Source organism: Rhodococcus sp. SG20037 (assembly GCF_031763325.1).
Taxonomy (GTDB): domain Bacteria; phylum Actinomycetota; class Actinomycetes; order Mycobacteriales; family Mycobacteriaceae; genus Rhodococcus_F; species Rhodococcus_F qingshengii.
In genome coordinates, this window is sequence record NZ_CP134497.1 from 2,845,047 (window position 1) to 2,871,976 (window position 26,930).

Genomic DNA, 26,930 nt, shown 5'->3' on the forward strand with positions numbered 1-26,930 from the left:
CACTCTGATCCGGTGCGTGTAGCCGTTGTTGCCGGGCCGGACCCGGGTCATGCTTTTCCCGCAATAGCGTTGTCGCTGGCGTTGATCCAGGCCGGCGACGAACCGATCCTGTACACGGGGACCCGGTGGGTCGAGGCAGCGCGAGCAGCCGGCGTGGAAGCCGAGCCGCTCAAGGGCTTGGCCCCGCGGCCGGGAGACGACGATCTTGATGCAGGTGCTCGGATTCATTCGCGCGCCGCCTATATTTCCACCGAACTGCTTCCCGACCTGAAGTCCGTCTCCCCGGATCTCGTCGTTTCCGACATCCTCACTGCCGGAGGCGGATTGGCCGCCGAAAGACTTGGCATCCCCTGGGTGGAACTCTCGCCTCACCCGCTGTACTCACCTTCACGGGGGTTGCCGCCGATCGGCAGTGGGCTCGCTCCCGGCGTCGGAATTCGTGGTCGACTCCGCGATACCCTGATGCGCGCAGCGACGGGACGTTCGATCAAGCAAGGGTTGGCCCAGCGATCCCAGGCCCGTGTCGGTGTCGGACTGCCCGCTCTGGATCCCGGTCCGCAAGCGCGGCTGATCGCAACACTTCCGGCACTCGAAGTGCCTCGCCCCGACTGGCCGGAGCGCGCTCACGTCGTCGGACCGCTTCTGTGGGAGCCGACCGAGGTGATTCTTGATCCACCGCCAGGTGACGAACCGCTGGTTATGGTGGCGCCCTCCACGGCGCACACCGGCGCAGTGGGAATGTTCGAGGGCACGGTCGAAGGACTCGGCGGAGCCGGTGTGCGGCTGATTGCGTCGATGCTCGACGGGGCTGAAGGTGAGCATCCTGATTGGGTTCGTGCAGGTCTCGGACGCCAGGACGCGATGCTGCGTGACGCGTCGGTGTTGGTATGTGGCGGCGGGCACGGCATGTTGGCGAAGGCCCTGCTGGCCGGCGTGCCGACGGTCGTCGTTCCCGGGGGCGGGGACCAGTGGGAGTTGGCCAATCGCGCTGCGCGGGCAGGGACGTCGGTGATCGTGCGGCCCGCAGATGCTCAGTCGATTCGCGATGCCGTACTGCAGGTGCTCTCCGACAAACGATTCGCGGAAGCTGCGAGAGCGGCTGCCGCGACTGCGTCGCAGGTCACCGATCCGGTGGCGGTGTGCCGACAGGTGGTCAACGGTGGTGTGACGGCGTGAGCACGTTGCGCCTGAATGCAGGTGCACCGCTCTGTGGACTACGGTGGCGGCTGTGCGGTTGACCGAATTTCATGAAATGGTGCGCGAAGAGTTCGGGCAGGTACGAGGCGACTCGATGCTGATCGACCATGTACTCCAGAGTCTCGACGGAATGACTGCTGCGGAGGCCGTCGAAGCAGGTTGGGAGCCTCGCGAAGTGTGGCGTGCGCTCTGTGTGGAGTTCGACGTACCGCCCGCCCGCCGCTGATTCTTCGGCGTGTCGAACGCCTCCCATCTTCTGTTCGAACACGTGTTCGTCTATGCTGAACCTGTTCGGTGGTGACGCTCCTTTGGTAACTGCGAACTTTCGATGTTCTACAAACGCGGTGACCTACAAACGCGGTGATCGACAAGCGCTAAAGCAAGATCGAAAAGTCTGTCGGTGGCCGGATCTACTCTGATCGCAACACACCAACAGGGTCGGCTCAGGCAGGCGCTGAAGAGACGGAGTCTGCTTAGGCAGGCACTGAAGACTGAAACAAGGATGGGGATCACGATGGCACCACAGGCACCTGATCGGGACAAGGCACTCGACCTCGCGTTGGCGCAGATCGACAAGAACTTCGGCAAGGGTTCGGTGATGCGCCTGGGTGAGGGTGTCCGCCAGCCCATCGCCGTCATTCCCACCGGTTCCATCGCGCTCGACGTCGCGCTGGGTATCGGCGGACTGCCGCGTGGCCGCGTCATCGAGATCTACGGCCCGGAGTCCTCGGGTAAGACCACCGTGGCACTGCACGCAGTTGCCAATGCTCAGGCCAACGGCGGCATCGCGGCGTTCATCGACGCGGAGCACGCACTCGATCCCGACTATGCAGCCAAGCTGGGCGTCGATACCGATGCACTCCTGGTCTCGCAGCCCGATACGGGTGAGCAGGCCCTCGAAATCACCGACATGCTGATCCGTTCAGGCGCCCTCGACATCGTCGTGATCGACTCCGTGGCCGCTCTTGTTCCTCGCGCCGAGATCGAAGGCGAGATGGGTGACAGCCACGTCGGTTTGCAGGCTCGACTGATGAGCCAGGCGCTGCGCAAGATCACCGGTGCCATGAACAACTCGGGCACCACCGTCATCTTCATCAACCAGCTTCGCGAGAAGATCGGTGTGATGTTCGGTTCTCCCGAAACCACCACCGGTGGTAAGGCACTGAAGTTCTACGCTTCGGTCCGCCTCGACATCCGTCGTATCGAAACTCTCAAGGACGGTACCGACGCAGTGGGTAACCGCACTCGCGTCAAGGTCGTCAAGAACAAGGTCGCGCCGCCGTTCAAGCAGGCCGAGTTCGACATTCTCTACGGCCAGGGCATCAGCAAGGAAGGCTCGCTCATCGACATGGGTGTCGAGCACGGGTTCATCCGCAAGTCCGGCTCCTGGTACACCTACGAAGGTGACCAGTTGGGTCAGGGCAAGGAAAATGCTCGTAAGTTCTTGCTGGAGAACACCGATATCCGTGACGAGATCGAGAAGAAGATCAAGGAAAAGCTCGGTATCGGTGCTGACGTCACTGCAACCGACGAAGCTCCCGCCGACTTCTGAGTTCAGTCATGAGCTTCGACGACGGTGACAACGGCGAGAATGCTCGTGAAGAGTACGGCGCTCCTCGGCGTCGATCCCGTCAACGATCCGAGAAGCCGTCGCAACGCGCAGAAGGTGGGACGGAGGCGCAGGCCAAAGATGCTTGCCTACGCCTCCTGACCGACCGGGCGCGCAGTCGTTCCGAGCTGGAAACAAAGCTGAGCGGGCGCGGCTTCGAGCCCGAGATCATTGCCAAGGTCCTCGATCGACTCCAAGAAATCGGGTTGATCGACGACGCAGACTTCGCGAACCAGTGGGTTCATTCGCGGCACACGTACTCGGGCAAGGGAAAGCGTGCGCTTGCAGTCGAGTTGCGGCTCAAAGGAATCGACCAGGACACCGCTTCCGAAGCGTTGTCACAGATCGATCCGGAAGATGAACGCGAGCGAGCAGCGGAGCTGGTTCGGCGGAAGCTGAAGAACAAGCCCGTCGATGATCGTGACAAGGTCACGCGTCGACTGGTCTCGATGCTGGCACGCAAGGGATATTCAGCTGGGATGTCGTACGAGGTGGTCAAAGCCGAGATGGCGGCGGTCACCGACTCGTAGCGAAGTGCAGCATTCAGAACAACAGGGCGGGGGTACCACCGAAATTCGGTGGTACCCCCGCCCTGTTGTGTATTCGCGCTAACGCGGCCGGATTCGACTCACGGCTCCATCTGATTCACGGCTTGGTCAGGTCCATACCCGGAACCGAAACGGCTGGGTCGGCGGACGGAGCCGCGATGGGGCCCTTGCCCTTTCGCTTTCCGGAACGCAGGCGCTTCTCCACCTTGGTTGCCAGGAAGGTCAGAGCCGAGTTGAGAGCTATCATAATCGCGGCGACCACGATGAGCGCCGGCAGGAAGTTTCCGTAGAAGGTGCCGAGCTGTTGGGCCTGACGCACCAGCTCGACATACCCGATCAGGTAACCGAGGGCGGAGTCCTTCAACGCCACGACCATCTGTGAAATCAGTGCCGGGAGCATGGCGGTAACCGCCTGGGGGAGCAGGATCGTCACCATGATCTGCGTCTTGCGCATGCCTAGTGCCTTGGCGGCCTCACTTTGCCCTCGTGGGAGTGAGTTGATTCCGGCACGGACGATCTCGGCGATCACAGAACCGTTGTACAGAGTCAGACCCACGACGACTGCCGCGAGTGCGAGGTACTTGGACTTGAAGACCTCGTATTCGGCGAACACCTGATACGAGAAGATCATCAGAATCAGAACCGGTACTGCTCGGAACAATTCGACGATGACGCCGCAAATCTTCCGAATGATGTTGTGCTCGGAGAGTCGGCCGATACCCAGGGCAGAACCGAGGATGAGCGCGAAGACGATGGACATCGCAGCCGCGATCAGCGTTCCCCGGATGCCGGGTATCAGATACGTTGTCCACGACGTGGATTCGAGGAACGGATCCCACTTCGCTGCTGTCAGCTGGCCCTTTTCGTCGAGTGCGCGGTAGATGACGTAACCGATTGCGACCATGAGTGCAGCGACGACAAGGGATGCGAATCGGTAGAGATTTCGCGCTCTGGGGCCTGGCGCGTCGTAGAGGACTGTTGCGCGGTTGCTCATCGTGAAACCTCGAATCGCTTGCTCAGCTTGCCGAAGATCAAGCCCATGGGAAGTGTCAGGATCACGAAACCGACAGCAAAGATTCCACCGACGACGAAGATCGCCGCTTCGTTTTCGATCATCTTCTTCATCAGCGCTGACGCTTCGGATACGCCGATCACCGCGGCGATGGTCGAGTTCTTGGTCAGTGCGATCAGCACGCTACCCAGCGGTGCTGTGACCGCGCGAAATGCCTGAGGCAGGACGATCAGCCGAAGATTTTGTGCAAACGACAGACCGAGTGATCGGCCCGCTTCGGCCTGGCCGACCGGAACGGTATTGATTCCCGATCGAAGTGACTCACACACGAACGCGGCGGTGTAGACACTGAGGCCGAGGACGGCGAGTCGGAAGTTGTTGTCCACCAGAAATGTCGGCGAATCCGACTTGGCGAGGTTGACTCCGAGCGTCTGCGAAAGACCGAACAGACAGAACAACAGAATCAGTGTGAGGGGGGTATTGCGGAACACGGTCACGTACGCGGCGCCCAGGAATCGGGCGACCGGGACCGGTGACACGCGCATCGCCGCGATCAGCACACCGATGATGACAGCGCCGATCGCGGAGAAAAATGTCAGCTGGATCGTGGTCCAGAAGGCTTCCAGAAGCTGGTCGCCGTACTTGCTCAGAAGGTTCACTTGCCGTCTCCCCAGATCACGGGATCTCCGTTGGTGGCGTCACGCGCTGCGGCTCCCGAAGTGGGAGCCGCAGCGAGATTGACGGTGAAAAAAGCAGGTCAGTAACGATCAACGGTGGGCGGCGCCGGGATGGGGTAGCCCGAAGCGCCAACGGTGTTGTTGAAGGCTTCTTCCCATGCGCCGGTGGAGATCATCTTCTCGATGGCGTCGTTGATCTTGCCGCGGGTCTCGGAATCGTCCTTGGCCAGGCCGACGCCGTAGTTTTCCGTTGTGAACGGTTCTCCGACGACCTTCAACTGGCCGGGGTACTGTGCGGCAAAACCAGCGAGGATGATGTCATCGGTGGTGACTGCGTCGACAGCGCCGTTGCGCAGTGCTTCGACACAAGCAGAGTAGGTGTCGAACTCCTGAAGTTGGACGTCAGGTACGGAGTCCTTGACCTTCTGAGCCGGAGTGGAGCCAGTCACCGAGCAGAGCTTCTTGCCGCCGCTGAGAGAATCGCGACCTGTGATGTCGGTGTTGTCGGAGCGAACGAGCAGCGATTGGCCGGCGATGAAGTACGGACCGGCAAAGCCGACCTTTTCCTTGCGTGCGTCGGTGATCGAGTAGGTGGCCACAATGTAGTCGACCTCGCCGTTCTGGATCAGGGTCTCGCGTTGGGCTGACGGTGATTCCTTGAAGGTGATTCCTTCGGGCTTCACGCCGAGTTCGTTCGCGATGTACCGGGCTACCTCGACGTCGAAGCCGGAGAACGTCCCGTCCGGATTGCGCTGACCGAGGCCGGGCTGATCGAACTTGATACCGACGGTGAGCGTTCCGTCGGCAGCACTCTGCGATGCGCTCTTTTCTTCTCCTCCACCACAAGCCGTGGCAGCGAACGCGATAGCCATGATTCCGATTCCGAAACGGACGGAGCGATTGATCTTCATGAAGATCCTCTCAGTTGTCGACATGCAAACGGTGCAGTCGAGATGAACGGTGCAGCCGAGGTGAACGGTGCAGTCGAGCAAGTTGTCTTGTGGACGAGGACAGGACTGTCGGAGGGGACTGTGATCAGTGAGTGAGGATCTTGCCGAGGAAGTCCTTGGCCCGATCCGACTTGGGATGGGTGAAGAACTCTTCGGGCGTGGTGTCTTCGACGACCTGGCCGTCAGCCATGAACAGCACACGATCGCCGGCTTTGCGGGCGAATCCCATCTCGTGCGTGACCACGAGCATGGTCATGCCTTCCTTGGCGAGGGAAGTCATGACGTCGAGGACCTCGTTGACCATCTCGGGGTCGAGAGCGGAGGTGGGCTCGTCGAACAACATCACCTTCGGCTGCATCGCAAGAGCGCGAGCAATCGCGACACGCTGTTGCTGACCGCCGGAAAGCTGCGCCGGGTACTTGTCGGCCTGATTGGCGATACCGACGCGCTCGAGCAATGCCTGCGCCGTCTTCTTGGCTTCGTCCTTCTTCGCCTTGCGAACCTTCATCGGTGCGAGCATGACGTTCTCGAGGATCGTCTTGTGCGCGAACAGGTTGAAGGACTGAAAGACCATCCCGACGTCGGCACGAAGTGCGGCAAGTGCTTTGCCCTCCTCGGGGAGCGTCTTGCCGTCGACGGCAATGGTGCCCGAGTCGATGGGTTCCAGGCGATTGATGGTGCGGCACAGAGTCGACTTACCGGAGCCCGACGGACCGAGGACGATCACCACTTGGCCCTTGGGTACCTCGAGATTGACCTCTTGCAGGACGTGAAGTTCCCCGAAGTGTTTGTTCACCGAGGTCATCGAAATCATGGATGTGGAATCGCCGGAGGTGGTCGGCGTCGTCGCATCGTCGGCTTGGGTCATAAACGAGAACCTTAGGCGTAGTTTGCGTCGACGCCCGTGATTTCGCCATGGTTCTTGCCATATGTAATGGAAATTTTACTGTGACGACGTTTATGTCGCGTTTCGGCTGTTTATCAGGGCGTTATTACACGTCGTAGTGGACGTGAGCTAGGCTGAAGCGTGTCACTGATCGACGAAATGTCCCCTGCACTTCCGGAGCCGACTGCAGTTCCGGAGCCGACGGCGAAGTCTGTTCGCACCTACGAGGTGCGGACGTACGGCTGTCAGATGAACGTCCACGATTCCGAGCGACTGTCCGGTCTGCTCGAGGACGCCGGGTATTCGAAGGCGGAGACCGGCACCGATCCTGATCTTGTCGTCTTCAACACGTGTGCTGTCCGCGAGAACGCGGACAACAAGTTGTACGGCAACCTCAGCCAGCTCGCCCCGAACAAGGAGGCGAACCCCGACATGCAGATCGCGGTCGGCGGGTGCCTGGCGCAGAAGGATCGTGACACCGTCGTCAAGAAGGCGCCGTTCGTCGATGTCGTCTTCGGCACTCACAACATCGGCTCGCTTCCCGCGCTGCTCGACCGTGCGCGTCACAATCAGCGCGCCGAGGTCGAAATCCTCGACGCACTCGAGGCGTTTCCGTCGACACTGCCAGCCAAGCGCGAATCTGCTTATGCAGGTTGGGTTTCCATCTCGGTGGGCTGCAACAACACGTGCACGTTCTGCATCGTTCCGGCCCTGCGTGGCAAGGAAGTAGATCGACGTCCCGGCGACATCCTGGCCGAGGTGCAGGCACTCGTCGACGAGGGTGTCTCGGAAGTGACCCTGCTGGGACAGAACGTCAACGCCTACGGCGTGTCGTTCGCCGATCCGGAGCAACCGCGCGATCGCGGAGCCTTCGCCTCCCTCTTGAAGGCATGTGGACACATCGACGGCCTCGAACGGGTCAGGTTCACATCGCCGCACCCGGCAGAGTTCACCGATGACGTCATCGAAGCTATGGCAACCACTCCCAACGTCTGCCCGCAACTGCACATGCCGTTGCAGTCCGGTTCGGACAAGGTTCTCAAGGCGATGAAGCGCTCGTACCGCAAGTCGAAGTACCTCGGGATCATCGAGAAGGTGCGCGCCGCAATGCCGCACGCCGCCATCACCACGGACATCATCGTCGGGTTCCCGGGGGAGACGGAAGAGGATTTCGAGGAGACGCTGGACGTCGTGCGCAAGGCGCGATTCTCCAACGCCTACACCTTCCAGTACTCCAAGCGCCCGGGCACGCCGGCGGCGGAGATGGCCGATCAACTCCCCAAAGAGGTTGTCCAGGAACGCTACATGCGATTGCTCGCCGTTCAGGAAGAAGTGAACATCGAGGAAAATCGCAAGCTCGTCGGCACCGAGGTCGAACTCTTGGTGGCAGCGGGGGAGGGGCGGAAGAACGCGGCGACTCACCGTCTCAGTGGTCGCGCGCGAGACGGCCGCCTGGTGCATTTCCGCCCCGAGGGAAACCTCGACGGCACAATCCGACCCGGTGACGTGGTGACGGTCGTCGTCACCCACGGAGCCCCTCATCACCTCGTGGCAGATGACGGAGTGCTCACGCACCGTCGGACCCGCGCCGGTGATTCGTTCGAAAAGGGCATCACACCCAAGACCCCGCCCATCGGCGTAGGTCTCGGACTACCGAAGATCGGTGCCCCGGCCCCACAACCCGTTCAGATGGGATGCAACGCATGACCTCGCAACACGAGAACACGACACCACAGCCGGGCGACGACGCCTTCGAGGGCTACCGCAAGGACCTCGACGACGCGGAACGCAAGGTCGCGGGAGAAATTGATCCGGGTGCGCGCGCCATGGTTGTCGCGGTTGCGGTGCTCGTGCTGGTCGGCACCCTTGCACTGCCCCATGCGGGAGTGGCGAACGGCTGGGATGTGCTCGCGTACAACCAGGACGCGGAAAGTGAACGGATTGCACTGTTCTCACGCTTGTTCGTGTGGTTCGTCGTCATCTTCGGCATCGGATTCTCGATGCTCGCGCTGGTCACGCGGCGTTGGAGTCTGGCCTGGGTCGCACTCGCCGGCAGTGCCGTGGCGAGCGCTCTCGGCATGATGGCCGTCTGGTCGCGTCAGACCATTCCCGCCGGTTTCAATGTGGCAGGACCGTCGATCGGGCTGATCATCGGATGGTTTGCCGTCGTGTTCTTGACGTTCCATTGGCTCAAGGTGGTCTGGACACGAACCAACATTCAGCTCGCCGCCGAGGAGCAACGCCGGATCGCTGCGGCCGAAGCCGAGAAGCATCAGGAATGGAACGTCGGCTGACACAGCAGGCCGTCCGTCCAAAGCACAAGACAACGCCGGCTGACTCCTTTCGGAGTGAGCCGGCGTTTTTGTTGTCTTTACAGCTCGTCGTCGATTACTCGTTGACGGCGCTTTCGGCAGCTTCGGCCCACTCACGCCACTGCTTGGCCTGAGCGAGAGCCTTCTCGGCGTCCTTCGTCTTGCCGGCAGCCTGAGCCTTGGCGGCCTGCTCCTCGAACTGGCTCACCCGCTCCTTGAACTGCGCGACCCGGGCAAGTGCTTCCGGATCGGTGCGACGCCACTCGGCGTCGACCGCGTCGCGCACCTTGGTTTCGATGGCCCGGAGCTTCGCTTCGAGTTCCTGCATTCGGTCGCGCGGCACCTTGCCGATCGCGTCCCACTTCTCCTGCAGGTCGCGAAGCGCTGCGCGGGCGTTCTCGAGTCCGTGCGCCGGATCGATGTTCGCATTGGCAGCGAGCAGCTCCTCTTTTGCAACCGCGTTCTGCTCGAATTCGGCATCGCGCTCGGATGCAGCAGCGTTGCGCGCGGCGAAGAACACATCCTGAGCGCCCTTGAAGCGCTTCCACAGGTTGTCGTCGGCCTCGCGCGGTGCGCGGCCGGCAGCCTTCCACTCGCTGAGTAGATCGCGGAATTCCCCGGCGGTCTGTCCCCATTCAGTGGAGGTCGACAGCTTCTCGGCGCGCTCGACCAGTTCTTCCTTCGTCGAACGGGCGCTCGCACGATCCCGGTCGAGTTCGGCGAAGTGGGCTCCACGTCGCCGGTTGAAGGACTCACGAGCCTTCGAGTAACGCTTCCACAGTGCGTCGTCGACCTTGCGGTCGATTCCGCGAATCGTCTTCCACTCGTCGAGAATCTCGCGCAGTCGATCACCCGCGGTCTTCCACTGGGTCGACTCCGAGCCGATCTGCTCGGCCTCGACTGCGAGGGCCTCCTTGCGGGCGGTGCTTGCCGCGCGCGACTGTTCCTTCTCTTCCTTCGCGTGCGCTGCGGCCTCGTCGGAACCGGCAACGATCACGTCGAGTCGGCGAGCCAAAGCGTCGAGGTCACCGATCACTGCAGCGGTCGAGAGGGATTCGGACAGAGCGATGGCGGCAGCCTTGGTCTTCTTGGCGTCTCCGGCGCCCGACGTCAGTCGCGCCTCGAGTAGCGAGACCTCGGTCGCGAGGTCGTCGTAGCGACGACCGAAATGGGCGAGGCCCTCGGTGGCGTCGCCGGCCTGCCACGAACCGATCTGACGTTCACCGTCAGCGGTCTTCACCCAGGCGGTTCCGTCTTCCTCGACGCGTCCGAACTTGCTCGGGTCGCTGGCCGGTGCGGCGGTGACGGCATGCGAGGCTGCTGGTCCGGGGCGAGGTGCTCCGGGGCGGGGCGCACCGGGGCGTGGTCCACCAGGTTTGGGAGCGCCGGGTTTGGGTGCTGCCGGGCTCGGGCTGGCCGAACTGCTGTCGGCGCCGGTGGTGGGTTCACTGTTCTCGGTCATCGGTCCTCGTCTCTGCCGCGCGTCACGGCTGCCTGATCGCATTCCTGGTTCCATTGAACCCGGTACTCACGTTCTCCGACTATTGAATCAGGTAAGAGGGTGTGAGGTCGCCACCTCGGGGTCGACTAGCGTGGCAACTGTGTTGACTTCCGCTGTTCTCGTCCCCTCGGCGCCGTTACTCGTGCCGGAATTGTCCGGTGATTCGGCCGAGTCCGCTCAGGTGCGTGCTGCAGCGACAACCGCCGTGCGCCGGCTCGCTCACGAGGCGGTGCACTGGGTGGGCGTCGGTGTCGGCCCCGAGAATGCAGAACCCGAGAAAGCAGCAGGCGAACTCTGGCGATCGGGCGTCGGACGTGGGCAGATCGGTACGTTCGCTGGATTCGGCGCCGATGTCCGGACGTCACTGGACGCGGATGCGGCAGGCGAACCGGTGCCATCTCTCGAACTGTGCGCCCTTGTTGCCGGCTGGTTGCGTGGCCGAACAGACGTGGAGATAACCGTCGACATGCACGTCGTCAGTGCAAAGGCGTCGGCGAATGAATGTCGTGAATTCGGGCAGCAGCTGCGCAAGCAACTCGACAGCGACAACCGACCGCAAGGGCTTCTGATCGTTGCTGACGGTGCGTCCACGCTGACGGCAAAGGCGCCAGGAAGCTTCGACGAGCGCGCCGCGGGTGTGCAGTCGGCCATCGACGACGCCCTGACGGCCGGGGACCCGGAGGCGCTGCTTGCTCTCGATCCGCGGCTCTGCCGCAGTGTCGGAGCCCAGGGGCGCGCGGCGTGGCAGGTCCTGGCCGGTGTCTTTACGGGCTCGTCTCGGTCGGCCCATCCTCGCGCGACGGTCGACTACAGCGATGCGCCGTTCGGCGTCGGTTACCACGTCGGGACGTGGCGGCCGTGAACGTCCCTGAAGAACTTCGCCCGATCGCAGTTGTCGGTCCGACAGCGTCGGGAAAGTCCGATCTCGCGTTGGCACTGGCCGAGGAATTCGGCGGTGAAATCATCAACATCGACGCGATGCAGCTCTATCGCGGCATGGATATCGGGACCGCCAAACTGACGCCGGCCGAGCGTCGCGGGATTCCGCATCACCTGCTCGACGTTCTCGACGTGAAGGAGACCGCCACCGTCGCGCGTTATCAAAGCGACGCGATCGCGATCGCCGAGAATCTGATCGTGGCGGGCAAGGTTCCGGTGATCGTCGGCGGATCCATGATGTACGTCCAGTCTCTACTCGACGAATGGTCCTTTCCGGCAACGGATCCCGAAGTTCGTGCGAAGTGGGAGGCAGTGCTGGCCGACGGTGGGGTCGGTGCGGTGCATACGGCGCTTGTTGCTGCTGATCCGGTAGCAGCGGCGTCGATACTGCCGACGGACGGTCGGCGGATGGTTCGGGCGCTCGAGGTCGTCGAGCTGACAGGTCTGCCGTTCGCGGCCTCGGCGCCGCAGATCGGTGACCCTCGATGGGGAACCCGCATTCTCGGCGTGGATCGGGATACGGAAGAACTCGACGCCCGGATTCGGTTGCGAACAGAGCTGATGTTTTCAGACGGACTTGTCGACGAAGTTGCCGTGCTCGTCGAGCAAGGATTGCGTGATGGCGTCACCGCGCCGCGAGCCATCGGCTACGCACAGGTGCTCGCACATTTCGACCGTGAATACGATCTGGCCGAAGCACTCGAACGGACGTTCATCGGGACACGGCGCTATGTTCGCCGACAACGATCATGGTTCCGTCGTGACGCACGCGTGCACTGGCTCGACGGTGCCGATCCGGAGCTGCCCAACTCCGCCTTCGCGGCGCTCGCAGATCGCGGTCTGTAACACGATCGAGCGGATCAGCTATCTTACAGTTAGCTATTTCGCGATCGATCGGTTTCGCGAGCGATGAACTGGAGGTCAACGAGCATGGCGCAGACCGCGGCGCACGCGCATCCGAAACGTCGACGCGCGGGTCGGCTACCGCTGGTTCTTCTGCTCGTCACATTTCTCACGGTCGGCGGGATACTGATCTACTTTGCGGTGAGTGCGGCCGGGAAGCCCATCAGCGCACCTGTTCCCGAAGCGCCCTTCGATGTGGGAGCCCCAACCGATCCAGGGGCGAGTTGGGCGCCTGCGCCAACGGATCTGCCGCCGAACACGCTCGCGATTCCCGATCTGGATGTGCGAGCCGACATCGTGACCAGTGGGTTCGGCGCCAACCGCGGAATGATCCTTCCGCATCCTGACAAGGTTTCGCATTTCACCAACGGCGTGCAGTTCGGATCTTCGGAGGGTACCAATCTTGTTGCCGGCCACGTCGACGACGGTGACCGCACGCACGGCGCCTTGTGGGCGCTGCACCAGATGAAGCCTGGAACACCGATCTATGTCAGTGACGACACCGGAACGATGTTCACCTATCACGCAGCGAGCCTGAAGTTGTACGAAAAGGTGGCTTTGCCTGCGGAGTTCTTCTCCGAATCCGGTGCGCCCAGGCTTGTCCTGGTGACCTGCGGCGGCGCAACCGTGCCCGACCCCTCGTTGCCGTCTGGATTCACGTACGAACAGAACGTCGTGGTCACCGCGTCACCTGCGTAAGTCGCTCGGTAGGTCCGGATAGGATGGCGACCATGGATTTCAGTAAGGGCCACGGCACGCAGAACGACTTCGTTGTTCTCCCTGACCTCGACGTTCGGATCGATCTCGAGCCGGCGCGAGTTTCAGCGGTGTGTGATCGTCAGCGTGGCCTCGGCGCCGACGGCATCCTTCGTGTCGCCCGGGCAGGCGCACTTGCGGACGCGGGCGTGCTCGGTGCGCTGCCCGACGGCGTCGCTGCCGAAGACTGGTTCATGGACTACCGCAACAGCGACGGCTCCATCGCCGAGATGTGCGGAAACGGCGTTCGGGTATTCGCCCACTATCTCAAGGCCTCGGGCTTGGAGAGCAAGGACGAGTTCGTGGTCGGCAGCCGCGCCGGAGCGCGTCCGGTCGTGGTGCACGGCTACGACGCCACACATGGTGACGTGACTGTGGCGATGGGCCCGATCAAGGACCTCGGCACCAGTTCGGCAACAATCGACGGCCGCGTCTTCGCCGGCGTCGGCATCGACGTCGGTAATCCGCATTTGGCGTGTGTCGACGAGCACGTGACGGCAGAAGTTTTGAGTGCGCTCGATTTGAGTGTTTCTCCGGGCTTCGATCCCGGGTTCTTCCCGCACGGGGTCAACATCGAGATCGTGACGCCGATCCACGACGGTGGGGTCCACATGCGCGTACACGAGCGTGGTGTGGGCGAGACTCGTTCCTGCGGAACCGGAACGGTCGCAGCGGCGGCCGCGGCGCTGAGGTACGACGGCCGCGATGAAGGCTCGGTACTGGTGCGCGTGCTCGGTGGCGAGGTGCAGGTCACCGTCGAAGGCGGCAAAGGGTCGTTGCGGGGGCCCTCGGTTCTGGTGGCGAACGGGACGATCAGCGATGCCTGGTGGCAATCGCTCGTGTGATATCGCCCGCGGGAAATACGCCTGCAGGAAATACGGATGCACCGTGGCCAGGTTTCGTGGGACCATGGATCTTGTATGACGAACACACATGAAAACGAAGAGTCCACCGCTCACGAGCAGTCCGAGTACGCGCAAGCCGAATACACGGCAGCGTCCGCATCGGGCAACCCGTCGACCGGTGAGATGCAACTCGCAGATCGCGGCGCCCTGCGCCGCGTGGCCGGTCTGTCGACCGAGCTCGAGGACGTCACCGAAGTCGAGTACCGCCAGCTTCGACTCGAAAGAGTTGTCCTGGTCGGCGTCTGGACGCAGGGAACTGCCGAGCAGGCCGAGGCGAGCATGACCGAGTTGGCCGCACTTGCCGAGACGGCCGGCTCCGAGGTCCTCGAAGGACTGGTTCAGCGCCGCGACAAACCTGACGCTGCCACCTACATCGGTTCCGGCAAGGCGCAGGAACTGCGCGAAGTAGTCCTGGCGACCGGCGCCGACACCGTCGTCTGCGACGGTGAGCTGACGCCGGCGCAGCTCACGGCGCTGGAGAAGATCGTCAAGGTCAAGGTCATCGACCGGACAGCTCTCATTCTCGACATCTTTGCTCAGCACGCCACTTCGCGTGAGGGTAAGGCGCAGGTCGCTTTTGCTCAGATGGAGTACATGCTCCCGCGTCTGCGTGGTTGGGGCGAGTCGATGTCGCGCCAGGCCGGTGGCCGTGCCGGCAGTAACGGCGGTGTGGGCCTGCGTGGTCCCGGTGAGACGAAAATCGAGACGGACCGCCGCCGTATTCGTGAGCGCATGGCAAAACTACGCCGCGAGATCAAGGGCATGAAGGCCGCTCGCGACACCAAGCGCACACGTCGATTGCAGAGCGACATCCCGTCGATCGCCATCGTCGGATACACCAACGCGGGCAAATCGAGTCTGCTCAATTCGCTCACCGGATCGGGTGTGCTCGTGGAGAACGCGTTGTTCGCCACCTTGGACCCGACCACTCGCCGCGCAGCACTCGACGACGGCCGCGAGTACGTTCTCACCGACACGGTCGGCTTCGTGCGACACCTGCCGACTCAGTTGGTCGAGGCATTCCGCTCGACTCTCGAGGAAGTGACCGACGCAGATCTGCTGCTGCACGTCGTCGACGGTTCGGATCCGTTGCCGACAGAACAGATCAAGGCTGTGCGGGAAGTCGTCACCGATGTTCTGCGCGAGACGGATTCGAAGGCTCCGCCGGAGTTGATCGTGGTCAACAAGATCGACGCGGCAGATCCGGTTACGTTGACGCAACTACGTGGTCTGTTGCCTGGTGCCGTGTTCGTCTCGGCGCGTACGGGTGAGGGAATCGCCGAACTAAGAGCACATCTCAGCGAGGTGCTGGTTCGGCCGGAGGTCGAGGTCGACGTGCTGGTGCCGTACACGCGCGGTGACTTGATGGCTCGAATCCACTCGGACGGAACGATTTTGGAATCGACTCACGAAGAGGCGGGAACGCGGGTGCACGCACGCGTGCCACAGATGTTGGCCTCGGCATTGGTCGAGTACGCACCTAGTGCGTAGTTTCGGGGCCGTGGTCGCGGTGATTGCTGCGACTACGGCAGCCGCACTGCTTCCCGGAGCGCTCGCACAGGCGTCGTCGTTCGAACCGAGCGAGTTCGCCCCACTCTGTACGCCTACCGATCCTGCGCTCCAGGAGTTGTCGGGGATGGTCGTCGTCGACGATCGGATCTACGCGATGGGTGACGGCGGCAGTGACGACTTCGTATTCGAAATGGACCTGAACTGTGTTGTCCAGAAACAGATTCCGGTCCCGATAGATCCTTACGACGTCGAAGATCTTGCGGTGAGTGGGCGAACGCTCGTTCTGTCGGACACCGGTGACAACCTCCGGACCCGCGAAACAGTGGCGTTCATCACGATGGACCTCGATTCCGGTGACGGTACGTTGCACCGCCTCACGTACCCGGACGGTGCGCACGACACCGAGTCGGTACTGCTAGATCCCGACGGCCACGTTTTTGTCGTGACCAAGGAATTGTTCGGCGAGAGCAGTGTCTACACACCGGTCGGGGATCAGAAACTGAGTGACTTGGCGCAGCCCGGCCCGACGCCGCTCGAGCGCGTCGGAGCCGTGTCCCTCGGACCGGAGAAGCCCGTGTCGGTGATGTTCACCGGGGGAGCGGTGTCGTCGGACGGTTCGGCGATCGCACTTCGGAGTTACTCCGACCTGTACCTGTACGAAGTCGTGGACGGCGGAATCGGCGCGACGCTCACCGGTACCGAACCGCTGCGGATCCCGCTCCCGAAGGAGCCTCAGGGTGAGGCGGTGGCATTCAACGATGCGGGCGATGTTCTGATCGGTTCTGAATCTGCCGGCGGAGCGTTGCCGCCGGTGTACGTGATGCGAGCGCTCGTGGACGCGACAGAAGCGACGGCTGACTCGTCTGACGGTTCGGTCGGTGTCGGGGTCGATCCGTGGACATTCGTGTGGGCCGGGTTGGTCGCGGCAGGATGTGCGATCGGGGGCGCGGCGTTCGTGAGATTTCGACGACGCCGCTGATTCCCAAATAATTCCACGAATTCGCAGACCGACGGTAGATGTGGATACTGGAACGAATGCACGGGCATCAACTCCTGACGCGGCTCTCGCGTATGTCACTCGAGCACGGACACATCACCGCAGCGCTGCTCGTGGGTTCCGTCATCGTCGGCGTCGGCACGTTGCTTCTGCTTCGGTGGTTGCCGCGTCGGGCCGCGTTGGTCGCGCTAGGTCTGTCAGTGCTCGGATCAGCCACCGGTGCGACGTTCGTGTGGCTCAGCTTTCGGCCGCTGCCCGCGCAGCTACCGGCGTCGAATTTTGTCTGGATAGCGCTGGCGATGTTCGGAGTCATCGGCGCCGCACTCGTTCTCCTTCGGCGCCCAGGGCTTGCGCGTGGCCTTTCGGTGACGGCATTCGCCGGGCTGGCCGCGATCGTCGCAGTGGGTCAGGTCAACGCGCAGACCGGCACCTATCCCACACTCGGCTCACTGGTCGGGCACTGGCCGGTGGGCTCGGTCGAGAACGTTGCCTTCGATTCGCTCCCCGGGGCCGAACCTTGGGTTCAACGGGGACTGCCCACCGAAACTCATTGGCAGGTTCCGGTGCGGATGCCGAGCAACGGTGTCGTGACGGAAGCGGCGATTCCAGGAAACGTTTCGGGATTCGACGCGAGGCCTGCGACGCTGTATCTCCCGCCGGCCTATCTTGCCGATCCGCGTGCCGAGTTGCCCGTACTGGTGTTGGTGGCGGGTGAGCCCGGCAGCCCCAGCGACTGGCTGGACAGTGGCCGGCTCGCGACCACCGTCGACGCCTATGCGTCGAGGCATTCCGGGCTTGCTCCCGTCGTGGTGGTGCCCGACGCGTTGGGGGACTACGACGCCAACCCCGGCTGCATGGATTCTGCGCTCGGCAACGTCGCGACGTATCTGGACCAGGACGTCCCGAACTGGATCGAATCGAACCTTCAAGTGAATCCGGACGCTGCGCAATGGGCTATCGGTGGGTTCTCCTACGGCGGGACATGCGCGATCGAGATGGCCGTGAACTTCCCGGACCGATACCCGTCGTTCCTGGACTTCTCCGGCCAGGACGAACCGTCGACCGGTGATCACGAGGACACCGTGGCGGCCATGTTCGACGGTGACGAAAGCGCGTTCGACGCGGTCAACGCCCGAGACCTGATGGCGCAGAATCGGTATCCGCAGTTGTCGGGTGTATTTGTCGCGGGTGAGGACGACGACATCTACCGCCCTCAGCAGGAGATCATGTTCGAGGCTGCACGCGCCGCCGACATGAACGTGGACTACTACACCCTTCCCGGCGGGCACTCGGGTGATGTGTGGGGCACTGCTCTGGAACTCGAAATGGACTGGCTGGGCCGGACACTCGCACTGACTCCGTGAGAGTGTCCGGCCCGCTAGACAGCACCGACTGACATCGGGTCAGGCGTCGAGATCAGCGGCTACCAGCTCGGCGACCTTGGCGAGTGCGTCGGCGTCGTCGGACTCGATGGTTACTTCGGTGTCCTTGGCGGCTCCGAGCGTCATGATCATCAGTGCCGAACCTGCATCCACGGGTTCGCCGTCGGCGACTGCGAGGGTGACCGTGGCGCCGGAGGCTCCGACTGCTTCGGCGATGAGAGCGGCGGGGCGGGCGTGGAGGCCGACTGCGGAACCGACGGCAACTGTCTTGCTGGGCATGGGATCTCCTCGTTGTAGAACTGTCGTTGCGGACGTTATGGGGTGTTCGGGCAGATCTGGTGACTCAGGTGGTGACTGCAGTGTTGCCTGCTGTCGATCATGCCGCAGCGGGCACGATTTCGGGGTCGAGTTCGGCATCGGACGGCCCCTTGCGGAAGAACTCCTTGGCTCCGACGACGGCGAGCGCAGCTACCACGGTTCCCGCGGCGAGCGAGACCAGGAACCAGCCGATTCCGCCGACTGCGAAGAAGACGAAGATCCCGCCGTGCGGGGCGCTGAGAGTGACGTCGAAAGCCATGATCAGCGCGCCGGTGACCGCGCCGCCCGCCATCATCGAGGGGATCACGCGAAGCGGGTCGGCAGCGGCGAACGGAATCGCGCCCTCGGAGATGAATGCCGAACCCAGCAACCAGGCAGCCTTTCCGTTCTCCCGTTCGGCTTCGCTGAAGAGCTTGGGACGCAGCACCGTCGAGGCAAGTGCCATGGCAAGCGGCGGAACCATACCGGCAGCCATGACAGCCGCCATGATGCGCAAAGTGGCCGGGTCGTTGACGTTGAGTCCGGCGACGGCGAAGGCGTAAGCCGCCTTGTTGACCGGTCCACCGAGGTCGAAGCACATCATCAGGCCGAGAATTATGCCGAGGAAGATGGCCGAGCTGCCGGACAGTCCGTTGAGCCAGTCGGTGAGACCGGAGGTGATCGCGGCGAGCGGACGCCCGAGGACGATGAACATCAGTGCTCCGACGACCAGCGTCGCGAACAGCGGGATGATCACCACCGGCATCAGGCCCCGCAGCCACTGCGGGACGGCGATCCGGCCGATGTAGAGCGCGACGACACCGGCGATGAGACCACCGACCAAGCCGCCGATGAAACCGGCACCGACGAACACGGCGACCGCGCCGGCTGTGAAGCCGGGAGCGATGCCAGGCCGGTCGGCGATGGCGAAGGCGATGTAGCCGGCCAACGCGGGCACCAGGAAGCTGAATGCCAACGAACCGATCTGGAACAGCACTGCGCCGAGATAGGTGGCCAGACCACCGTCGGGAAGGTTGGTGATCGAGTTGTTGAGAACGATGTCCTTGGCCGGACCGGAGATCTCGTATCCGCCGAGCAGGAAGCCGAGTGCGATCAGCAGGCCGCCGGCCGCGACGAACGGGATCATGTAGCTGACACCGGTCAGGAGGACCTGACGGAGGTGGGTGCCGAACCCTACGGAACCGGCATCGGAATCCGCGGCCGCGGCGGCGGTGCCGTCCACGGTGGCGGCGGCGGGATTCTCGGAGGCGCGCAACGCTTCTGCAAGCATCTTGTCCGGCTCGTTGATCGCCCGCTTCACGCCGGAAGCGACAACGGGTTTGCCGGCGAATCGTTCGCGGCCCTTCACTCCGACGTCGGTGGCGAAGATGACCGCGGCGGCTCCGGCGATGACGGAAGGGTCAAGCGGGGTGCTTCCGCTCGAGCCCTGCGTTTCGACGTGAACCTTGACCCCGGCGCGTTCACCCGCGGCGACGAGCGAGTCCGCCGCCATGTAGGTGTGAGCGATTCCGGTCGGGCACGCGGTGACCGCGACGATGTGACGCTCCGCGGGCGCTGGTGCCGGGGTCTCCTCGGTAGCGTGTTTCCCGGTGGAAACGGGTGCCGGGGGTGTCGCTGCCGCAGCCTTTGCTGCAGGATCCTTCGGTGCGGGGTTGAGTACCTCGTCGACCAGTCTCACGATCTCGTCCGGCGTCGACGCTTCACGAAGTGACGTGACGAACGCGGGCCTGACGAGTGCTCGGGCCAAGGAGGAGAGCAGCTTCATGTGCTCGGCCCCGGCGCCTTCGGGTGCCGCGATCAGGAAGACCAGATCGGCGGGGCCGTCGGGTGCACCGAAGTCGACCTTCGGATCGAGTCGAGCAAACCCCAGGGACGCGGACGAGACAGCCTCGGCGCGGCAGTGGGGAATTGCGATTCCGCCGGGCAGTCCGGTCGCGGACTGCGCTTCGCGAGCGAGTGCGGCATCGACCAGTCCCGCGGCGTCGCTCGCCCGTCCTGCTGCAGTCAATCGCGCTGCGAGAGAACGAATGACATCTTCCTTGGTCGAACCCAGGTCGGTGTCGAGTGAGATCAGTTCGGGACTGATGATCTCCGGGCCGGAACTGCCGGCTGCGGTGGTATCGGACATGTCAGGTTCCTTAGGGCGTCAGGCGAGTTCGGTGGGGACGGGGATGGGAGAGGCGGCATCTGCTGCAGATACCGAAACCGCTGCCAGATCGATCTGTTCGGGTGTGGGAAGGGTTGTGCCGGGAAGGGAGGCAGCGGCGCTTCCGTAGGCGACCGCGTGACGTAGCCGCTCGGATTCCGAGCCGCCGCCCGCTTCGGCGAGGATGTAGCCGGCCAGCGACGAATCGCCTGCGCCGACGGTACTGACTGCGACAATCGGGGGAGCGGTGGCGATCCACGCGCCGTCGGCCGTCACGAGGACGGCACCGGCTGCGCCGAGCGTGGCGAGCACGCTGCCGACGCCGCGATCGACCAATCGCTGCGCCGCCGTGATTGCAGGCCCGGGATCACCGTTCTCGGCAGCACGTTCGAGGACGTGGCCGTCGACGCCGGTCAGTTGCGCGAGTTCCTCGCCGTTGGGTTTGAGCAGATCAGGTGCCGAGCCGGGGAAGCCTTCGGCGAGTGCCGTCAGTGGGGCGTCCGAGGTGTCGACCGCCACCTTGCACGGGTGATCGCGCAGCGCGGCGACCAGTTCGCCGTACCACCCCAGCGGAACGCCGGGAGGCAGTGAGCCGGACAGCGCGAACCACAGTGCGGTATCGGCGCGGGCGATCAACTCCTGTGCCAGGGCGTCGAGCGTCGAACCGGACAGCGTTGCGCCCGGTTCGTTGATCTTCGTCGTGGTCCCGTCCGGTTCCGCGATGGTGATGTTGGTGCGAGCCGGACCCGTTGTGGCGACGCCGATGTGGGGAATCCCACCGGTTGCGAGCGCCGAGAGCAGAGGGTCACCACCGTTTCCCGGCAGCACCGCGAGCACGTCGAGGTCGGCTGCGGCGAGAACACGCGCCACGTTGACCCCCTTGCCGCCGGGGTCGCTGCGAGTGGAGTGGGCGCGTAGGACGGAGCCTCGTTCGAGCCGTTGCTCGAGTTGTACGGTCCGATCGATACTCGGGTTGGCTGTCAGTGTGACGATCATGCGATCACCACCTCGATTCCGTGGTCGTGGAACTCGGATGTGTCTGTGGGACTGATCTCTTCGTCGGTGATGAGGACGTCGATGCTGTCGAGTGGTGCGAAGCTGATCAAGTGCTCGCGGCCGACTTTGCTGGAATCGGCCACCACGACAACGTGATTGGCGGCCTTGACCATCGCTCGTTTGACGGCGGCCTCTTCGCTGTCCGGGGTGGAGAGTCCGTGCCCGACGCTGATCGCGTTGGTTCCGACGAAGGCGACGTCGACCCGCAACGTGCTCAGCAGGCGTAGAGCGTCCTCGCCGACCGCGGCTTGCGTCACCCCGCGTACTCGTCCGCCGAGCAGGATCAGGGAAATCGAGTTCATCGATGCCAGTCGTGCGCCGATCGGCACGGAATTGGTCACGGCCGTGAAGTCGTTCTCGGTCGGTAGTTCGGGGATCATGCGGCCCGTGGTCGTGCCCGCGTCGAAGATGACGCTGCCGCCGGTAGGAGGGAGATAGGTGACCGCGCAGCGGGCGATCCGGTCCTTCTGTTGCGCGCGGGTCTGATCGCGTTCCGCCATGCCCGGTTCGGTCACGTGGAGGGATCCGGTCGGAACGGCGCCGCCGTGTACACGCCTGATCTGTCCGATCCGCTCGAGGAAGGCCAGATCGCGACGCACGGTCTCGGTGGTCACACCGAAGGTCTCCGACAGCGCCGCCACGGACATGCGTCCGCGCTGCGACACCATGGTGCCGATCGCTTGTTGGCGTTCTTCCGCGTACACGTGCTCTCCGATTCCGAAATGTGATCCGACGGTGCGTTGTGGATCACAGTGAATGTTGCTTTATGTTGTTTTACGCCCGAGTGTGTTGACATGTCAAGACTTGGGAGTAATCTTCGTCACAACGAAGGTGAGGGCTTTACGCGCTCGAGGTGATCCGGTGTGACACCGGGCCCATCGCTCAAGGAGGACAGATGACCGAACAGCTCAACCGAATCACCGTGCACGGCACCCCCGTGGTGCCCGGAATTGCCTACGGCCCGGCTATCTGGCCGTCCAGCCGACCAGAACTCGTCACCGAAGCACCGGCCCTCGACGAGGCCGATCGAGAGTCCGCTGCAGACGCCTTCGTCGCAGCAGCGAAGGCTGTCGAGAACCGCCTTCTCGGACGGGCTGCCGAAGCCACAGGCGCGGCCGCAGAGGTCTTGCAGGCCAATGCGGCGATGGCAGCTGATCGTGGCTGGATCGGGGCGGCCAAGAAGTCGATCACCGGCGGAGTGCCCCCGGTGCAGGCTGCGATCGCGGCGACGGAGCAGTTCGTGGTGCTGTTCACCAAGGTCGGCGGTGTGATGGCCGAGCGCGTCACCGACCTCGAGGACATCCGCGACCGCGTGATCGCCGAACTCTCCGGATTGCCCGAACCCGGAGTTCCGATGCCCAAGACGCCGTCGGTGCTGTGCGCGGACGATCTGGCTCCTGCGGACACCGCGGGCCTCGATGCAACCAAGATCATCGGACTCGTGACCATCTTCGGCGGCCCGACCAGCCACACGGCAATCATCGCGAGGCAGTTGGGCATCCCGTGCATCGTGGCCGCGAAGGAATTGGAATCCATCGCGGCCGGAACACCGATTCTGATCGACGGAACCACCGGCGACGTGATCGCGGAGCCCGATCCCGAGCAGGCGCGCGAACTGGTCGAACAATCCCGGATCGATCGCGAACGCGTCAGTACGTGGACCGGACCAGGCCGGACGTCGGACGGTCGGCCGGTAGACGTTCTCGCCAATGTTCAAGACGGCGCGGGCGCTCGCGCCGCGGCGTTGACCGCAGCGGGAGGCATCGGGCTCTTCCGGACCGAACTCTGCTTCCTCGGCCGTGAGACCGAACCGACCGTAGACGAGCAGGCGGCGATCTACGCCGAAGTTCTCGAGGCCTTCGCAGGAAAGAAGGTCATCATTCGCACGTTGGACGCGGGTTCGGACAAGCCGCTCAAATTCGCCAACCATCAAGAGGAAGCGAATCCGGCACTCGGCGTTCGTGGGGTCCGAATCGCCTGGCAGGACATGGGAATTCTCGACCGCCAGCTCGACGCGATCGCGGCAGCCGCGGCGTCGACCAACTCGTCCCCGTGGGTCATGGCACCGATGATCGCCACCCCGGCCGAGGCGAAACATTTTGCCGATGCGGTGCGGGCACGCGATCTCGTTCCCGGAGTCATGGTGGAGATCCCGGCGGCGGCGCTGCTGGCCGACCAGATTCTCGAACACGTCGAATTCCTCTCGATCGGTACCAACGACCTCGCTCAGTACACGATGGCCGCTGATCGTATGTCCTCCGAACTCGCCGACCTGACCGATCCATGGCAGCCCGCGGTGCTCGCCCTTGTCGCACGTACGGCCCAGGCCGGTCAGGCGGCAGGCAAGCGTGTCGGCGTCTGCGGTGAGGCGGCCGCCGATCCACTGTTGGCCTGCGTACTTGCCGGTCTCGGCGTTTCCTCGCTGTCGTGCGCTGCGGCATCGGTAGCGGGTGTGGGAGCAAAGGTCGGGTCAGTCACCATGGCGCAATGTGAGGCGGCTGCGGCGGCGGTGCTGGCAACCGGTGATCCGGTGGCAGCGCGCAAAGCGGCGGCCGACGCAATCAGCTGAACTGGTTTCGTTGGTCTCGGTCGGAGACCGAGCGCCTGACCTCTAGTATTTCGACCTGTGATCGAACGAGAAACAATGACCGGGGCCGGCGGAATCGGCTGGACTGTCCACGGAGACGGCAAGCGGATCGCCGACGGAGCCGTCGTGGCGCCGGACGAACGACTGAGTTGGCCGCGCACCATCGGAATCGGGATGCAACACGTCATCGCGATGTTCGGAGCGACACTGCTCGTTCCGACCATCACCGGCTTCCCCGTCACGACGACGCTGTTGTTCTCGGGTATCGGCACCGCGCTGTTCCTGCTCATCACCCGGGGCCGGATCCCGAGCTATCTCGGTTCGTCCTTCGCGTTCATCGCCCCGCTGACAGCGTCGGCAGGATCGGGCCCGGCCGCGCAGCTCGGTGCCGTCATGGCCGTCGGCATCGTGTTGATGTTGATCGGCGTCGCCGTACGTCTGATCGGCAGCCGGGTCATCGACGCCGTCATGCCGCCGGTAGTGACAGGCGCCGTCGTCGCGCTGATCGGTCTCAACCTCGCTCCGACGGCGGTCGGTTCCTTCGAATCGCAGCCGCTGATCGCCACGGTCACGCTCGTTTCGATCCTGCTGGTCACGGTCGTCGGTCCCGGGCTGCTCGGCCGGTTGGGCATTCTGGTCGGCGTAGTGATCGGCTGGGTCTTCGCCGCGGTCATCGGTGGTCTCGACAGTGAACGAGTGTCCGCTCTGCGCGAAGCCGACTGGTTCGGGCTGCCGAGTCTGCACGGACCGTCGTTCGACTGGTCGGTGATCGTGCTCGCGCTGCCCGTGGTGATCGTTCTGGTCGCCGAAAACGTCGGACACGTCAAGGCGGTGTCCGCCATGACGGGAAAGTCCCTCGATGACCTGGCCGGCAATGCGCTGTTTGCAGACGGTCTCGCCACGACCTTGGCGGGCGCCGGCGGCGGATCCGGAACCACCACGTATGCCGAGAACATCGGGGTCATGGCAGCGACGCGTGTGTACTCGACCGCGGCGTACTGGGTAGCGGCCGCCACCGCCGTGATCCTGGCATTTTCGCCCAAATTCGGTGCACTGGTCTTCACGGTTCCGAACGGCGTCATCGGCGGTGCGACGATGGTTCTCTACGGACTCATCGGCATTCTCGGTGTGCGCATCTGGATGGAAGCGAAGGTGGACTTCACCGATCCGGTCAACCTGACCGTCGCCGCTGCCGCACTGGTTGCCGGCATCGGGAACCTGACGCTGACCATTGGTTCGGTCGAGCTGGGCGGCATCGCTTGGGGGTCGATCGGCATCCTGGTCGCCTACCCGATCATGCGATACCTCGCCAAATTCCGTACTTCGAGTAACAGATAACCGCTACAGTCACGAATCGTGATCGTTCGGGTCATCGACGGGTATCGCAACAGGTTCTACCGTCGGAGGCAGTGACGTGGGCCCGCGAACTTCGGCGTGCCCAGTCTCAGCGAAAACATCCCGACCGGGTACATCGTCCCCACCGGGTACATCACTGAAGTGCCGTATATCGAATTGCAAGGAGTCGGCGTGGAGCGCACCCTGTTCGAACCGGAACATGAACTCTTCCGGGAGTCGTACCAGAAGTTCTTGGCACAGCACGTGGCACCGAACCACGAGAAGTGGGAAGAGCAGAACATCGTCGATCGTGACGTCTGGGTCGAGGCCGGAAAGCAGGGATTCCTGGGAACCGCGGTACCTGAGGAATTCGGCGGCGGCGGTGTCAAGGATTTCCGCTACAACGCGATCATCACCGAGGAAACCACCAAGGGTGGCTTCAGTGGTATCGGCTTCACGCTGCACAACGACGTGGTGGCGCCGTACCTCCTGGAGTTGACCAACGAGGAGCAGAAGCAGCGTTGGCTACCCGGATTCGCGTCGGGTGAGCTGATCTCGGCGATCGCGATGACCGAACCGGGTACCGGTAGCGACCTGCAGGGCATCAAGACGAAAGCAGTTCGCGACGGGGACCACTGGGTACTCAACGGTTCGAAGACCTTCATCACCAACGGAATCAACGCCGACATCATCATCGTTGTCGCGTGCACCGACCCGGACAAGGGTGCTCAGGGCTTCAGCCTCCTCGTGGTCGAGCGGGACATGCCCGGCTTCGAGCGAGGACGCAATCTCGACAAGATCGGCATGAAGGCTCAGGACACCGCCGAACTCAGCTTCACCGACGTACGCGTTCCCGCTGCCAACCTGCTGGGCGAAGAGGGAATGGGCTTCTTCTACTTGATGAAGAACCTTCCCCAGGAACGACTCTCGATCGCCGTCGTTGCTGCCGCCGCAATGGAATCGGTTCTCGAGAGCACGATCCAGTACTGCCGTGACCGCAAGGCATTCGGCAAGTCGATCGGCAGCTTCCAGAACACCCGATTCGTACTGGCCGAATTGGCAACGGAGACCACGGCAGTGCGCATCCTGGTGGACAAGTTCATCGAGCAGCTCAATGCCGAGAAGCTGACCGTGCAGGAAGCTGCGATGGCAAAGTGGTGGACCACCGAAGCTCAGGTCAAGCTCATCGACCGCTGCCTCCAGCTGCACGGAGGCTACGGCTACATGAAGGAATACCCGGTTGCCAAGGCGTACATGGACTCTCGTGTGCAGACCATCTACGGTGGCACAACCGAGATCATGAAGGAGATCATCGGACGCTCGCTGAACCTCTGATTCGGGTGATGGACCGCTGATCGTCACGAAAAAGACTCTGGGCCCCGGCTGATGCCGGGGCCCAGAG

Annotated in this window: 25 protein-coding genes; 16 read left to right on the forward strand and 9 right to left on the reverse strand. The window is 63.4% G+C overall.

Features of this window, described 5'->3' with window-relative positions:
- The first annotated feature begins 12 nt into the window (after nt 1–12).
- The 4 genes from RHP72_RS13215 (at nt 13) to recX (ending at nt 3,336) form a co-directional block, all read left to right on the forward strand.
- Nucleotides 13–1,176, forward strand: coding sequence for a glycosyltransferase (locus RHP72_RS13215; protein WP_042450679.1), 1,164 nt, complete (start codon nt 13–15; stop codon nt 1,174–1,176).
- 52 nt (nt 1,177–1,228) lie between these two features.
- Nucleotides 1,229–1,423: a DUF3046 domain-containing protein gene (locus tag RHP72_RS13220; RefSeq protein ID WP_003942185.1), complete on the forward strand. Its 195-nt coding sequence runs from the start codon at nt 1,229–1,231 to the stop codon at nt 1,421–1,423.
- Nucleotides 1,424–1,711: 288 nt separating this feature from the next.
- Entirely contained in the window at nt 1,712–2,749 is a 1,038-nt protein-coding gene (gene recA / locus RHP72_RS13225) for a recombinase RecA (RefSeq protein WP_007735170.1), read from the forward strand.
- An 8-nt stretch (nt 2,750–2,757) separates the two neighbouring features.
- Entirely contained in the window at nt 2,758–3,336 is a 579-nt protein-coding gene (gene recX / locus RHP72_RS13230) for a recombination regulator RecX (RefSeq protein ID WP_054825713.1), read from the forward strand.
- 115 nt (nt 3,337–3,451) lie between these two features.
- Here recX and RHP72_RS13235 read toward each other — a convergent pair whose 3' ends face one another.
- The 4 genes from RHP72_RS13235 to gluA all read right to left on the reverse strand — a co-directional run bounded on the left by RHP72_RS13235 (nt 3,452) and on the right by gluA (nt 6,807).
- Entirely contained in the window at nt 3,452–4,348 is an 897-nt protein-coding gene (locus tag RHP72_RS13235; protein ID WP_007735172.1) for an amino acid ABC transporter permease, read from the reverse strand.
- Nucleotides 4,345–5,025, reverse strand: coding sequence for an amino acid ABC transporter permease (locus tag RHP72_RS13240; protein WP_003942105.1), 681 nt, complete (start codon nt 5,023–5,025; stop codon nt 4,345–4,347). Before RHP72_RS13240 ends, RHP72_RS13235 begins: the two co-directional genes overlap by 4 nt.
- A 98-nt stretch (nt 5,026–5,123) precedes the next feature.
- Complete coding sequence (locus tag RHP72_RS13245; protein WP_003942146.1) at nt 5,124–5,954, reverse strand: glutamate ABC transporter substrate-binding protein; 831 nt, start codon at nt 5,952–5,954, stop codon at nt 5,124–5,126.
- A gap of 124 nt (nt 5,955–6,078) precedes the next feature.
- Nucleotides 6,079–6,807, reverse strand: a complete 729-nt coding sequence (gene gluA / locus RHP72_RS13250; RefSeq protein ID WP_007735175.1) for a glutamate ABC transporter ATP-binding protein GluA — start codon at nt 6,805–6,807, stop codon at nt 6,079–6,081.
- A 231-nt stretch (nt 6,808–7,038) separates the two neighbouring features.
- On the opposite strand from gluA, the gene miaB reads away from it, so the two are divergent.
- Nucleotides 7,039–8,586 (forward strand): tRNA (N6-isopentenyl adenosine(37)-C2)-methylthiotransferase MiaB, encoded by a 1,548-nt coding sequence (gene miaB, locus RHP72_RS13255; RefSeq protein WP_063316727.1) that lies wholly within the window; start codon nt 7,039–7,041, stop codon nt 8,584–8,586.
- Nucleotides 8,583–9,173, forward strand: a complete 591-nt coding sequence (locus tag RHP72_RS13260; RefSeq protein WP_063316728.1) for a hypothetical protein — start codon at nt 8,583–8,585, stop codon at nt 9,171–9,173. The genes miaB and RHP72_RS13260 overlap by 4 nt, the downstream gene beginning before the upstream one ends.
- A gap of 94 nt (nt 9,174–9,267) precedes the next feature.
- Here the strand turns inward: RHP72_RS13260 and RHP72_RS13265 are convergent, their stop codons facing one another.
- Complete coding sequence (locus tag RHP72_RS13265) at nt 9,268–10,653, reverse strand: DUF349 domain-containing protein (protein ID WP_003942193.1); 1,386 nt, start codon at nt 10,651–10,653, stop codon at nt 9,268–9,270.
- Between the two features lie 139 nt (nt 10,654–10,792).
- On the opposite strand from RHP72_RS13265, the gene RHP72_RS13270 reads away from it, so the two are divergent.
- The 7 genes from RHP72_RS13270 (at nt 10,793) to RHP72_RS13300 (ending at nt 18,068) form a co-directional block, all read left to right on the forward strand.
- On the forward strand, nt 10,793–11,554 hold the full coding sequence (locus tag RHP72_RS13270; protein WP_311094761.1) for a class III extradiol dioxygenase subunit B-like domain-containing protein: 762 nt from the start codon (nt 10,793–10,795) through the stop codon (nt 11,552–11,554).
- Nucleotides 11,542–12,477, forward strand: a complete 936-nt coding sequence (gene miaA, locus RHP72_RS13275) for a tRNA (adenosine(37)-N6)-dimethylallyltransferase MiaA (RefSeq protein ID WP_311094762.1) — start codon at nt 11,542–11,544, stop codon at nt 12,475–12,477. Before RHP72_RS13270 ends, miaA begins: the two co-directional genes overlap by 13 nt.
- Nucleotides 12,478–12,561: 84 nt before the next feature.
- Nucleotides 12,562–13,233 (forward strand): class F sortase, encoded by a 672-nt coding sequence (locus RHP72_RS13280; protein WP_083057319.1) that lies wholly within the window; start codon nt 12,562–12,564, stop codon nt 13,231–13,233.
- 32 nt (nt 13,234–13,265) lie between these two features.
- Entirely contained in the window at nt 13,266–14,135 is an 870-nt protein-coding gene (gene dapF / locus RHP72_RS13285; protein WP_125050991.1) for a diaminopimelate epimerase, read from the forward strand.
- A 75-nt stretch (nt 14,136–14,210) separates the two neighbouring features.
- Nucleotides 14,211–15,686, forward strand: a complete 1,476-nt coding sequence (gene hflX, locus RHP72_RS13290) for a GTPase HflX (protein ID WP_003942213.1) — start codon at nt 14,211–14,213, stop codon at nt 15,684–15,686.
- Between the two features lie 10 nt (nt 15,687–15,696).
- Nucleotides 15,697–16,686 (forward strand): hypothetical protein, encoded by a 990-nt coding sequence (locus tag RHP72_RS13295; protein WP_311094763.1) that lies wholly within the window; start codon nt 15,697–15,699, stop codon nt 16,684–16,686.
- 56 nt (nt 16,687–16,742) lie between these two features.
- A complete protein-coding gene (locus RHP72_RS13300; protein WP_007735188.1) occupies nt 16,743–18,068 on the forward strand; it encodes an esterase family protein in 1,326 nt (441 codons plus the stop codon).
- A gap of 39 nt (nt 18,069–18,107) precedes the next feature.
- Here the strand turns inward: RHP72_RS13300 and RHP72_RS13305 are convergent, their stop codons facing one another.
- From RHP72_RS13305 to RHP72_RS13320, 4 genes are all read right to left on the reverse strand, one after another.
- Complete coding sequence (locus RHP72_RS13305; RefSeq protein ID WP_003942144.1) at nt 18,108–18,365, reverse strand: HPr family phosphocarrier protein; 258 nt, start codon at nt 18,363–18,365, stop codon at nt 18,108–18,110.
- Between the two features lie 97 nt (nt 18,366–18,462).
- Entirely contained in the window at nt 18,463–20,532 is a 2,070-nt protein-coding gene (locus RHP72_RS13310; protein ID WP_050655799.1) for a fructose-specific PTS transporter subunit EIIC, read from the reverse strand.
- An 18-nt stretch (nt 20,533–20,550) separates the two neighbouring features.
- Nucleotides 20,551–21,546: a 1-phosphofructokinase family hexose kinase gene (locus RHP72_RS13315; RefSeq protein ID WP_042450660.1), complete on the reverse strand. Its 996-nt coding sequence runs from the start codon at nt 21,544–21,546 to the stop codon at nt 20,551–20,553.
- Nucleotides 21,543–22,310, reverse strand: a complete 768-nt coding sequence (locus RHP72_RS13320; protein ID WP_003942134.1) for a DeoR/GlpR family DNA-binding transcription regulator — start codon at nt 22,308–22,310, stop codon at nt 21,543–21,545. The genes RHP72_RS13315 and RHP72_RS13320 overlap by 4 nt, the downstream gene beginning before the upstream one ends.
- A gap of 191 nt (nt 22,311–22,501) precedes the next feature.
- On the opposite strand from RHP72_RS13320, the gene RHP72_RS13325 reads away from it, so the two are divergent.
- From RHP72_RS13325 to RHP72_RS13335, 3 genes are all read left to right on the forward strand, one after another.
- Nucleotides 22,502–24,175 carry a putative PEP-binding protein gene (locus RHP72_RS13325; protein ID WP_311094764.1) on the forward strand — a complete coding sequence of 558 codons (1,674 nt, stop codon included), beginning with the start codon at nt 22,502–22,504 and terminating at the stop codon, nt 24,173–24,175.
- 75 nt (nt 24,176–24,250) lie between these two features.
- Nucleotides 24,251–25,531, forward strand: a complete 1,281-nt coding sequence (locus RHP72_RS13330) for a uracil-xanthine permease family protein (protein WP_020907537.1) — start codon at nt 24,251–24,253, stop codon at nt 25,529–25,531.
- A 189-nt stretch (nt 25,532–25,720) separates the two neighbouring features.
- Nucleotides 25,721–26,863: an acyl-CoA dehydrogenase family protein gene (locus tag RHP72_RS13335; RefSeq protein WP_007735194.1), complete on the forward strand. Its 1,143-nt coding sequence runs from the start codon at nt 25,721–25,723 to the stop codon at nt 26,861–26,863.
- The last annotated feature ends 67 nt before the right edge of the window (nt 26,864–26,930 follow it).